An 11,476-nucleotide genomic window follows, 5' to 3' on the forward strand; every position below is an offset into this window, starting at 1 on the left:
AGCCCTGGTGCACGCGGTGCTCGCCGCGGTGGCGCTCGCCGCGATCGCCGTGTGGGGCACCGGCACCGACCCCGCCAGGGCCGGCGGCACCGTGACGGTTCCCGACGCCGACCCCCGGTTGCCGGTCAACCCCGAGGCGGTGGCGCTGGTGCGGCCGTCCGGGCTGCTCGTCATGGACACCACGCACGAGAAGCGGGGCGCCGCGCTCGCCGCCGTGCTGCCCGAGGGCGAGGCGAAGGCCCTCGGCGACGCGGGCGCGGTGTACGTCAAGGCGCGGGTCGGCCGGCACGGCGAGTTCAACCAGGGCGTGTGGGAGTTCGCCGTCCGCGACGGCGCCTCCCCGGCGGACGCGCTCGACGCGCTCGACGACCTGTACGCGGCGGGCGGCTGGACCGAGGCCGACGCGCCCGCGGGTGTGCTGTTGCGCAGGCAGGTGACACCGCTCGTCGCGTACCGCGCCCACTACGTGCGCGGGCCGTACGTGATCCGCGTCGAGGCCTACGGACCGGACCCGGACCGGGTCGGCCGCGAGTTCGCGACCCTCCTCGGAAGGCAGCTCGCGCAGTGGCCACCCCGGTGATCACCACGACCGTGCCCGTGACGTTGCTGCGCGCGGGCGGCGTCCTGCTCGGCCTGTACGGGTACGTGGTCACGCTGTGGCTCGCGAAGTACGCGTCGCACCCGGCGCCGGTGGCGGCCGTGCGGGAGTGGGTCGTCCGGCCGCTCGGCCTCGGCGAGGACTTCGGACCGCTGGGCGTGATGCTGCTGCTGGTGTGCGCGGGCTGGACCGCCGAGCGCCTGTCGCCATGGCGGGTGCTGCTGCCCGCGGTGGTGGCATCGGCGCTCGCGGTGGCCGGGGAGTGGCTCGGCCTCACGGACGTGACGACCGTGGGCGGCGTGCTGGCCCCGCTCGCGTGGATCGCGGGCGCGCAGGTCATCGGATGGCTGATCGCGCTCGACCGGCGGACGTGGCCCGCGGTGGTGGCCACGCTCGTCGCGACCGGGGTGCTGTCGGTGCTCGCGCCCGATTCCGCGGGCAGGCCGCTGCTGTTCCTGCCGCTCGTGCTCGCCGGGCTCGTGGTGCGGCGGGTGCTGGACGGGGCGCTGCCGTCGTGGGCGGGGGTGCTGCTCGGCGCGGGCTGCGTGGGCGCGGTGGCCGGCGCCGACCTGGCGTTCCCGGCGCTCGCGCAGTGGTGGTACCCGGTCGCCGCGACGTACGCGGTCCTGCTGTTCCTGGTCGCCGTGCACGTGCCGGGCGCGACCGCGACCGCGGCCGCGGTCGCCGCGCACCCCGTGACCCGCTGGCTCGCCGACCGCGCCGAATGGCTGCTCCTGCTCGGCGGGGTCGCCGGCTTCGCCGTGCTCGGCGCGCTGCGCTGGGTCGTCCCCGTGCCCGTGGGGATGGTCGTCGCGCTCGCCGTCACCGCGGTCGCCGCCGACCTCTGCCACCGCGCCACCCGAAGGGCCCTCCCGTGAAAGCCGCCTACTACCCCGGGCTGGACGTGCTGCGGATCGTCGCGTCCGCCGCGGTCGTCTACACGCACACCCGCGACTGGTTCGTCGTCGGCGGGGAGCGGTGGCGGTTCGACGAGGTGTTCACAGCGGCCGTCATGGGGCCGCTGCACGTCGACACGTTCCTGGTGCCGCTCGGGGTCACCACGTTCTTCCTGATCAGCGGCCTGGTGATCACGCAGGCCGCGTTCCGGGAGCGCCCCGGCCGGTTCCTGTTCCGGCGGGCGGCGCGGACCCTGCCCGCGATGTGGGCCGTGCTGCTGGTCGTGTGGGTCGTGGCGAGGGCGGGCGTGCCGATCGGCGTGACCGGCGAGGTCACGGCGGGGACGCTGTTCGGCAACCTGACGCTCACGAACTTCTTCTTCGCCGGCGTCCCCGGGCTCGACCTCGTCACCTGGACGCTGGTCGTGCAGTTCGCGTTCTACCTGTTCGTGGCCGCCACGATCCCGCTGCTGCGGCGGTGGCCGTGGCTGCCGCCCGCCCTGTCGGTGGCGGTGGTGTCGGTGCTGCTGTCGGTGGTGCACACCGAGTCACCGGTCGCGCTGCACACGCTGCGGGTGGTCGTGACGCTGCTGCCGATCCTGTTCATCGGCCAGGTCATCACGCTGGTCAGGACGGGCCGCCTGCACCCGCTCGCCGGCGTCGCCTACGCCGTCCTGCACTGGCTGTTGATCGTGCGAGGTGATCTCACCAGCGATTTCACGCCCGCGGTTCCCGGATACACCCGGATGGTGATATGCATAGCGCTGCTCGCGATCGTCTTTTGCCGGATGCCCGGTGATGGGGTGGCCGGGCGCTGGCTCCGGGGGACGGCGAGCCGAACTTATGCCGTTTTTCTGGTGCATGTGCCAGTGCTGTACGTGACTCCTCACCTAATCTCGACACCCGCGGGTACGACACTGGCCTTTCTCGTCGCCATGACGGGCACGGCGGTCATCGCCGACCTGCTGTACCGGCTCGTGGAGGCACCCGCGCTGCGCTGGTGTCGCAGGTGGGAAAATCGCGGACAGAGCACTGCGGAAAGGGCGCCGGATGACCTGGCAGGAAGAGTTGAGGAAACTCGACAGCGCGCTCGCTGAGGGGGAGCTTGCCGCCAACGAGTACCGCAAGCGCCGGGACGAGATCCTCGCAGCGGCGTCGTCCGCACAGCCGCCCTCGCCCGTCATCGGCCCGCCCACCGGGCCCCGGCCCGTGATCACGCCGGAAGCCGTGGCCGAGACCGACAACGCCGAGGTCACGCAGATCGTGAACGTCGACGCGGGCGAGGCCGAGCAGACCCAGATCATCGACGCGGGCACCGCGAGCGGCGCGCCGGACGAGAAGACCAAGGAAACCGCCGCGGGCGACGTCGAGCGCACGCAGGTCGTGACGGCGGAGGCGCCGCCGCAGCCCCAGCAGGCGCCGCCGCCGCAGCCGGTCTGGGCGGCCCAGCTGCCCGACCCGAACGCCCAGGCGGGCCCGTTCCCCCGGCCGCCGCAGCCGATGGCGGGCCCGACCGTGACGCCCATGGACGCGCAGGACCTGTTCACCAGCAACAAGCCCCCGCGCGGTGGCAAGAAGCCGTGGCTGATCGGGCTCGTGGTGCTGGTCGTGCTCGCGCTCGCGGGCGGCGCCGTGTGGTTCTTCGCGTTCCGCGGCGGCGACGACCCGCGGGCCGCCGACGACAACGACACGCAGCAGACCACCACCGCGCAGGAGGAGCCGCTGCCCGAGCCGGTCGACATCACCAAGATCGAGCTGCCCGGCGAGGCGGGCCCGAACAGCGGCGAGATGGACATCCAGCGGGCGGGCGAGCTGAACGTCATCGCCCCGGCCGAGGCCACGCTGCTCGCGGGCGCGGGCGCCAAGCAGCTCGTCTACAACGGCACGTCCGACGGCCAGTTCCACTTCATGCTCTACGCGTACAAGAGCGCGGACGCGAAGGCGGCCGAGGAGCTGACCGCGGGGATCATCGACGTCCAGAAGCAGCTCGGCTTCAAGCCGACCGAGGTGGAGGGCGTGCCCGGCACTGTCGACGTGTCCACGGTGACCAACGCGGAGGCGGCGGGCATCCGCGGCGTCTACACCTACGGTGACACCACGATCCAGATGTTCGTGCTGCAGATCCCGGCGGGGGACGCCGACGAGATGCGGGTGCAGTTCCAGCGGGCGATGCAGGCGGTCACGGACGCCGCGCCACCCGCGAAGTGAGCGACCACCCGGGAGTGTGACCGCACCCCGTACCGAATAGTCTTTCCCGAGCCGCGGCGGGGCACTGAGCCGGCGGCTATTTCATCTGGTTGGAGGGCGACTTCATGTCCTGGCAAGACGAGCTCGCACAGCTCGACAGCGCGTTGGCGTCCGGCCAGATCTCCGCGGACGAGTACCGGACCCGGCGCGACCGCGTGATCGCCCAGGCGTCCGGCCAGAGTGCGCCGCAGCAACCCCAGCAGCCGCAGCAGGGCGCCGAGCCGACGGCGGTGTTCCGGCCCGTGCAGCCGCAGCCGCAGCAGGGCTTCGATGGCGTCGACCGCACGCAGATCGTGTCCGGCCAGGGCCCCGGCAACGAGCACACGCAGGTCGTCGGCTCCTCCGACGCGGACAGCACCCAGATCGTGCCGAACGTGCACCAGCAGCCGCACTTCCCACCGCCGCCACCCCCGCCGCCGTGGGAGAGCCAGCAGCCGCACCCCCAGGCCATGACCCCGCCCCCGTGGGCGAACGAGGACCTGCCGCCCGAGTTCGGGCAGCAGAGCTGGCCCCGGCAGGGCCCGGAGGTGTTCGAGGAGAAGTCCGGCGGCGGCGCGGGCAAGATCGTCGGCATCATCGTGGCGATCGTCGTGGTGCTCGCGCTCGCGGGCGGCGCCGTCTGGTTCTTCGGGTTCCGGGACACCGGCGACAACCAGCAGGCGGGCGGTGGCGGCACCACCGAGCAGACGTCGCCGAAGAAGACCACCACGTCGAAGCCGCCGCCCCCGGACATCCCCGAGGGCCCGTTCCTCGACCTGCCAGGCAACAAGGTCTACAACCGGACCATCCCGATCGCGCAGGCGGTCGCCGAGAAGCAGCCGACCGAGCCGGAGGCGAAGCTGCTGCAGGCCGCGGGCGTCGCCGAGGTCAGCGGCCTGGTCACCGAGGACGAGACCGGGCTGCGCACCGGCATCTGGGCGTTCAAGGTCGCCGAGGGCGGCGACCCGGCCACCGCGCTCAAGTCGATCGACCAGCTCTACCAGGCGGCCAAGTACCAGCTGCTGAGCGACGACAACGGGGTCAAGGTCCGCAAGCTCGCGGCGCCCAAGCCCGGCGACGACACCGCGATCCGCGCGCACTACGTCACCGACGACGGCTACATGGTCCGCGTCGAGGTGTACGGCAAGGACTCGGCGAACGTGGAGTCGACGTTCGGCGAGCTGATCGCGGAACAGACCGACAAGTTCCCGCCGCTGTCGTGACGTCGTCGTCCCCGGCGCGCTCATGACGATCGACTACGCCGACGGAGCCGAGTCGGCGGTGCTGGCTGCGCTGCGGTCCGCGCAGGACGTGAGCGCGGGGTCCACCGAGCTGGCACGGCTGGTGGAGACGTGGGAGACGGCCTACCACTTCTCCCCGGCCCGGCTCGGCCTGCTGGCACCGCTGCGGATCGCGCCCGGGCTGCGGGTCGTGGACCTCGGCTGCGGCTCCGGCGTGCTGTCCAGGGCACTCGGCGAGGCGGGCGCGTCCGTGCTCGGCATCGAGGGCGTGCCCGACCGGGCGGCCGCCGCGGTGGCACGCTGCCGCGACCTCGCCGACGTGCGGATCGTGCAGGCCACGCTGGCCGACGGGCTCGCGGGCGCCGGCCCGTTCGACCTCGCGCTCGTGTGCGGGGTCCTCGAGTACAACGACCCGGCGGCGCTGCTGCCCGCCGTCGTGGACGCGCTGTCCGACGACGGCGTCGTGGTGCTCGCGATCGAGAACCAGCTGGGACTGCGGTACCTGCTCGGCGGCATCGAGGACCACCACGACAAGTCGTGGATCGGGCTCGCGGACTACCCGGGCGCCGAGCACGGCCCGCGGACGTGGACGCGGCGCGCGCTCGGCGACCTGCTCGCCGGCGCGGGGCTGACGGCCCAGCGGTGGCTGTTCCCGTACCCGGACTACAAGCTGCCGAGGGTGGTGCTCGACGAGGCCGCGTTCCGGGGCGGACCGGAGCTGGTGGAGAAGCTCGTCCGCGACCCGCTGCAGGGCTCGTTCGGTGGCAACGACGGCGTGGTGTCGGGCCGGATCGCGCACCGGCTCGCGATGACCGAGGGCATGGGCCAGGCGGTCGCGCCGTCGTTCCTGGTCGTCGCGTCGCGGTCGCCGCAGGCGCTGGCGAACGTGACGCAGCCGGGTCTCGCGTGGCTGATCAGCGGCGCGCGGCGGCCCGCGTGGCGGCGGACGCGGCGGCTCGGCACCGACCACACCCTCCGGACCGTCCACAGCGGGCCCGGCGACCCCGGGTCGTGGCTGCGCCAGGAACACCTGGTCGACGAGCCGCTGCACCCCGGCCGCCCGCTCGACGCGTGCCTGCACGACGCCATGCGCGCGGGCGACCGCGACGAGCTGGCGCGGCTGTTCGCCCTGTGGCGGCGGACCTGCACGGCCGCGGCCAGGCCACTGGACCCGGCCGACCCCGCGCACCCGTACCTGCCGCACCGCCAGGACGTGCCGGTGCTGCCCGCCGACCACCTCGACGTGCACCCCGGCAACCTGATCATCGGGCCGGACGGCTCGGTCACCCGCGTCGACCTGGAGTGGCACGCGGGCCACGGCGTGGACGCCGAGCTCGTCATGCTGCGGGCGCTGCTGGAGTTCGCGCGCGAGACCGTGCAGGGCCACGCGCCGCACCCGTGGCCGGACCGGACAACCGTCCGCGAGGTGCTCGCCGAGCTGTGCGCGCTGACCGGCCTGACCACCGCGCTCGACACCCGCTGGGCCGAGTTGGTGGCGGCCGAGGCGGCGTTGCAGGAGCAGGTCACCGGGCACCCGGCGGACCGCATCGCGGCCGCGCTGGAACACGACGCCGACACCGACCACGGCGAGCCGCTGTGGCAGCTGCCCGGCGGGCTGCGGCGGCTGCGCGAGGTCGACGACGCGCTCCGCACCACGCAGTACGAGCGGGACTCGGCGCTGCGGCGCGAACACCGGCTGACCAACGAGCTGGCCGAGCACAAGCAGCAGCTCGAGCACCTGACCGAGCGCACCGCGCGTGCCGAGCACGGGCTCGCGATGGCGCGGTCCGAGATGGACATGAAGGACGACCGCCTCGCGCAGGCGTTCAGCGACCTGACCACGGCGGTCACCGAGGCCGCCGAGGCGTGGCAGGTCACCGAGCGGACCGAGGCGGCGCGGGCGGCGCTGGACGCGGAGGCCGCGAGCCTGCGTGACCGGCTGCACCGCACCCGGGCCCGCCTGGACGCGCTGGAGAACGCGAAGCTGGTGCGGATCGCGCACAGGACGCTGTGGCCCGCGGGCAGGCTCGCGCGCGGGGTCCGTGACCTGGCGCTGGGCAGGCCGGGCGACGAGCCGGACGGCCTGCTGCGCAGGCTCGGGGCGAAGGCGCCGGGGCTGACGAGGAAGGTCGCCGCGCGCTACCGGCGGTCGGCGGTGTCCGCGCGGGAGGCGGGCCTGCACTTCGACCTGCCGGTGCCGGCGACGCTGGCGGTCGGCGCCGGTCAGGTGCTGGAGCTGGACGGCTGGGTCACGCACGCGTCGGTCGCCGTGCGGTCGGTGGTCGTCCGGGCCGGGTCCCGGGAGGTCCCCGGCAGTCTCGGCCACCACCGCCCGGACGTGGCGGCACGGCTGCGCCCCGGCGGTGTGCGGGTGCCGGACGGCAGCGGCGTGACGTTCCGCGTCCCCGTCGCGGGCGCGGACGCACCGGGCACACTCCCGTTGACGCTGGTCGTGGACCTGGTCGACGGCACGACGCTGACGCGCGCACTGCCCGAGGTGACGCTGACGGCGACGAACCTGGCACCCGCCGAGGTGCGGTGGCCCGCGGACGGCCCGAAGGTCGCGATCTGCATGGCCACCTACCGCCCGGACCCGGGGTTCCTGGCGCACCAGCTGGACTCGATCCGCGCCCAGAAGCACCGCAACTGGGTGTGCGTGATCTCCGACGACGCGTCCGGCGACGACCACGTGGCCACGATCCGCGGCCTCACCGACGGCGACCCCCGTTTCGTCGTCGTCGCGAACGAGGAGAACGCGGGCTTCTACCGCAACTTCGAACGCGCACTGACCCACGTGCCGGCCGACGCCGACTTCGTCGCGCTGTCCGACCAGGATGACGTGTGGGACCCGGACAAGCTCGACACGCTGGTCGAACGCTTCGACGACCCGGCCGTCACCCTGGCGTACGCGGACATGCGGTTGATCGACGAGCACGACGCGGTGGTCGCGCCGTCGTTCTGGCGGCACCGCCGCAACCAGTGGACCGACCTGGACGCGCTGCTGCTGCTGAACACGGTCACGGGCGCGGCGGCCATGGTGCGCGCGGACGTGGTGCGTGACCTGGCGCTGCCGTTCCCGCCGGGCACCCCGTCGTCCTTCCACGACCAGTGGATCGCCGCGACCGCGCTGGCCGCGGGCCACATCGAGTTCGTGGACCGCCCACTCCACTCCTACCGCCAGCACGGCGCCGCGGTGAGCGGCCGCCGCGACGACCGCCTCGACATGGACGTGCCGAAGGGCATCGGCTGGCTGGGCCTGGCACTGGGCACCCGCGCCGACGACCCGGAACTGGAGGCGGTCGCGGAGTACGAACTGCGGCGTGTCGCCCAGTTCACGACCGTGCTCCTGATGCGCACGTGGCACCGCCTCGGCGAGGTGCGGGAGAGGCTCGCGGAGCTGACCCGCGTCGAGCACGACCTCAAGCCGCTCACCACCCGCGCCCGCGCCGACCGCCCGGAGACCGCGGGCGCGGAACGCAGGCTCCTGGCAGCGGCGGTCCGGTGGAAGTCGCTGCGCGCCAAGCGGTTGCGCCTCCCGGCGATGCCACCGCACCCACTGGATTAGCCGGTGGCCGCCCGTTGCGCGAGGACCTCCGCGTGCTGTCCCCGGCGGGCGAAACCGCTTCCCGTCGAACTGCCCGCCCCCGATCCGGGTTCTGGCCCCTGCTCGTCTCGAAGGACGACGACGGCAGGCGCTGCACGTGGCCGCGGAACGCTTCGCGTTCTGCCCAGACAACATCTGGCAGGCCGCCCCGGGAACCACCCTCGCGAGTTACGCCGAGCAGCTCGTCGACTCCGACAGCTGGGCGTTCTGGTGGGACCAGCGCACTAGCTCCCGTACGCGGCCAGGAAAACGCGGACGCCCTCGTCGGCCCAGTGGTTCAGTTCGGCGGTGCTGAACGTGTCCGCCGGGCGGAACATGGCTGTGTTCAACGGGATCGACAGCACGAGCCAGTTGAAGTGCTGTGCCGCCACCAGCGGGTCCGGCACCGTCAGCAGCCCGCGGTCGGCCAGGGCGGAGAACACCCGTGCGAACGTGTCGTGGCTGCGGCCCGGGCCGCTGGCGTGCCACTCGCGGGCGAGGGCGGGGAACCGCTCCGCCTCGCCGATGACCAGGCGGCGCAGCCGCACCAGGTGCGGCTGGGTGACGATCGCGATGTGCTTGCGCGCGAACGCGCGCAGGTCCGCCTCGAGGTCGTCGGTGACGGCGAGTGCCTCGACGATGGCCTGTGACTGCCGCTCCGCGGCGTGGATGTCGCTGGTGATCACCGCGGTGAAGAGCCCTTCCTTGTCCCGGAAGTGCCCGTACACGGTCCGCTTGGACGCCGACGCGAGCGTGACGACCTCGTCCATGTTGGCGCCCGCGAAGCCCTTGTCGAGGAAGACCGTCCGCGCCGCGTCGATGATCGACGCGCGCCTGCGGGCCGTCCGCTCGTCCGTCGTGCCGGCCATGGCGCCTCCTCGTTCCTGGACAGTCTCGCATTGGGTACGGTACCGTACCGTACCCTTCGAGCCGGGAGTCAGTCATGGTGGGAACAGAGAAGGTCACGTCGGCCGACGGCACCTCGATCGCGTTCGAACGGACCGGCAGCGGTCCGGCGATCGTGCTGGTGGACGCGGCGGGCTGCTGCCGGGGCGTCGGGCCGACCCCGGCGCTGGTCCCCGAGCTCGCCGGGCGCTTCACGGTCGTCGCGTACGACCGGCGCGGCCGGGGTGAGAGCACCGACACCCTCCCCTACGCCGTCGCACGCGAGGTGGAGGACCTGCGGGCCGTGATCGACGCGGTCGGCGGCTCCGCGTTCGTGTACGGCTTCTCGTCCGGCGGGGTCCTGGCGCTCGCGGCGGCCCGGTCCGGGCTGCCGGTGCGCAGGATGGTGTTGCTGGAGCCGCCGATCACCGGCGAGCCGCCCGGGGACGACCCCGGCCTGAAGGCGGAGATCACGGCCCTGGTCGAGGCGGGTCGCCGCGGCGACGCCGTCGAGCACTTCCACCGCGGCATCGGCGTGCCGGACGAACTGGTCGCGGGGCTGCGCCAGTCGCCTGCCTGGCCGGTCATGGCGGCGATGGCGCACACCCTCGTCTACGACCTCACCATCACCCCGTCCCTGACCACGGCCGACCTCGCGGGCATCACGACGCCGACGCTCGTCGTCGACAGCGAGAGCAGTGACCAGCGGCTGCGCACCTGGGCTCGCGACACCGCCGCGGCACTGCCCGGCGGCACCCACCTCAGCCTGCCCGGGGAGTGGCACGGGGTGGCGGCCGCGGACCTTGCCGCGGCCATCACCGACTTCTGCGCCTAGCGCCGCTTGGGTTTCTGACCTGGCCGGGGCGCGACGGCCTTCGGCTTCGCCTCCGCCGCTTCCTCGCGGTCGACCTTCGCGGTCAGGACGTGCTGCTGCCCGAACGTCCACACGTTGTTGGCGAGGAAGTACAGCAGCACCCCGATCGGCACCGGGAAGAACGAGCCCGACACGAGCATGCCCACGGGCGCCAGGTACATCATCGCCTTGCTGATGCCCGCCATCTGCGGGTTCATCTCGGTCTGCCGCCGCAGGGACACCCGCATCGACAGGAACGTGGCCGCGCCCGCGACCAGCATCAGCGGGATGCCGACGGCGATCATGTGCGGGCGGTCGGTGCCGAACGCCACCAGGTCCGCCACGGGCTGGCTCACCCAGTTGCCGAGCTTCGCGCCGAACAGGTCCGCGTTCAGGAACGACTCGACACCGGCGCGGTCGAAGACGTGGTTGGACCCCGCGCCGGGGGTGAAGTCACGCAGCACCCAGTACAGGCTCAGGAAAACCGGGATCTGCAGCAGCGCGGGCAGGCAGCCGGCGAACGGGCTGGTGCCGTTGTCCGCGTGCAGCTTCTGGATCTCGGCCGCCATGCGCTGGCGGTCCTTGCCGTACTTCTCGCGGATCTTCTTCAGCCGCGGCGCGAGTTTCTGGTTGCGCCGCGCCGCCCGCAGCTGACCGAGCGCCGGACGGACGAGCAGGGTGCGGATGGTGAAGACGAGGAACACGATGGCGAGCACCCACGCCACGCCGCTGTCGGGGCTGAGCAGGGTGCCGAAGACCTTGTGCCAGCACCACAGAATGGCCGAGACCGGGTACAGGAAGATGTCGAACAAGGGTCGCTCCAGGAGTTCATGCGGAATGACATGGGCAGGCGGGAGCGACTGCCTTACCGGGAAAGGAACTCAGGCAGCCGCGCTGCCGAGTCCTGGTGCTCGTGGCCGGGTGCGTCCTGGCGCGTCGGGATCGCGCAACCGCAGGAACACCGTCAGTTTCGCGCGTTCGCGCAGGCTGAGGGTGCGGACCCGGGTGGGTGCGGTCTCCAGCCGCACCGGCAGGACGACGGTGACGACCAGCGCGGCGGCGAGGCCGACGGTCAGCGCGGCGGCCATGCCGCCGAGCCCGTTCGCGACGGGCAGCGCGATGAACAGCGCGGGCAGGAAGAGGGCGAGCAGCAGCCTCGCCCGCATCACCACCGACACCCGCGCCATGCCGTCC

At 73.1% G+C, this 11,476-nt stretch carries 11 protein-coding genes; 8 read left to right on the top strand and 3 right to left on the bottom strand.

The annotated features are described in order from the left end of the window. Window positions 1-7: 7 nt before the first annotated feature. The 7 genes from ACYQ77_RS19770 (at window position 8) to ACYQ77_RS19800 (ending at window position 8,860) form a co-directional block, all read left to right on the top strand. Window positions 8-580 (top strand): hypothetical protein, encoded by a 573-nt coding sequence (locus ACYQ77_RS19770; protein WP_459713362.1) that lies wholly within the window; start codon window positions 8-10, stop codon window positions 578-580. Next, window positions 565-1,476 (top strand): hypothetical protein, encoded by a 912-nt coding sequence (locus ACYQ77_RS19775; RefSeq protein WP_459713363.1) that lies wholly within the window; start codon window positions 565-567, stop codon window positions 1,474-1,476. The genes ACYQ77_RS19770 and ACYQ77_RS19775 overlap by 16 nt, the downstream gene beginning before the upstream one ends. Further along, window positions 1,473-2,591, top strand: coding sequence for an acyltransferase family protein (locus ACYQ77_RS19780; protein WP_459713365.1), 1,119 nt, complete (start codon window positions 1,473-1,475; stop codon window positions 2,589-2,591). Before ACYQ77_RS19775 ends, ACYQ77_RS19780 begins: the two co-directional genes overlap by 4 nt. Beyond that, on the top strand, window positions 2,545-3,702 hold the full coding sequence (locus tag ACYQ77_RS19785) for an SHOCT domain-containing protein (RefSeq protein ID WP_459713366.1): 1,158 nt from the start codon (window positions 2,545-2,547) through the stop codon (window positions 3,700-3,702). The genes ACYQ77_RS19780 and ACYQ77_RS19785 overlap by 47 nt, the downstream gene beginning before the upstream one ends. A 104-nt stretch (window positions 3,703-3,806) precedes the next feature. Beyond that, complete coding sequence (locus tag ACYQ77_RS19790; RefSeq protein WP_459713368.1) at window positions 3,807-4,943, top strand: SHOCT domain-containing protein; 1,137 nt, start codon at window positions 3,807-3,809, stop codon at window positions 4,941-4,943. Between the two features lie 22 nt (window positions 4,944-4,965). Next, on the top strand, window positions 4,966-8,526 hold the full coding sequence (locus ACYQ77_RS19795) for a glycosyltransferase (protein ID WP_459713369.1): 3,561 nt from the start codon (window positions 4,966-4,968) through the stop codon (window positions 8,524-8,526). A gap of 130 nt (window positions 8,527-8,656) precedes the next feature. After that, window positions 8,657-8,860 carry a DUF4253 domain-containing protein gene (locus tag ACYQ77_RS19800; RefSeq protein WP_459713962.1) on the top strand — a complete coding sequence of 68 codons (204 nt, stop codon included), beginning with the start codon at window positions 8,657-8,659 and terminating at the stop codon, window positions 8,858-8,860. Here ACYQ77_RS19800 and ACYQ77_RS19805 read toward each other — a convergent pair. Beyond that, window positions 8,790-9,413 carry a TetR/AcrR family transcriptional regulator gene (locus ACYQ77_RS19805; protein ID WP_459713371.1) on the bottom strand — a complete coding sequence of 208 codons (624 nt, stop codon included), beginning with the start codon at window positions 9,411-9,413 and terminating at the stop codon, window positions 8,790-8,792. The two genes, ACYQ77_RS19800 and ACYQ77_RS19805, sit on opposite strands and share 71 nt — an antisense overlap. A gap of 74 nt (window positions 9,414-9,487) precedes the next feature. Here ACYQ77_RS19805 and ACYQ77_RS19810 point away from each other — a divergent pair, with 74 nt between their 5' ends. Further along, the gene (locus tag ACYQ77_RS19810; protein ID WP_459713372.1) at window positions 9,488-10,264 is read left to right on the top strand and encodes an alpha/beta fold hydrolase; all 777 of its coding nucleotides are present in this window, start codon (window positions 9,488-9,490) and stop codon (window positions 10,262-10,264) included. Here ACYQ77_RS19810 and yidC read toward each other — a convergent pair. Continuing rightward, window positions 10,261-11,094, bottom strand: coding sequence for a membrane protein insertase YidC (yidC, locus tag ACYQ77_RS19815; RefSeq protein WP_459713373.1), 834 nt, complete (start codon window positions 11,092-11,094; stop codon window positions 10,261-10,263). The two genes, ACYQ77_RS19810 and yidC, sit on opposite strands and share 4 nt — an antisense overlap. Window positions 11,095-11,163: 69 nt before the next feature. Then, window positions 11,164-11,469 (bottom strand): DUF6412 domain-containing protein, encoded by a 306-nt coding sequence (locus tag ACYQ77_RS19820; protein WP_459713375.1) that lies wholly within the window; start codon window positions 11,467-11,469, stop codon window positions 11,164-11,166. Window positions 11,470-11,476: the final 7 nt, after the last annotated feature.

It is taken from the genome of Actinophytocola sp. KF-1 (assembly GCF_054661535.1).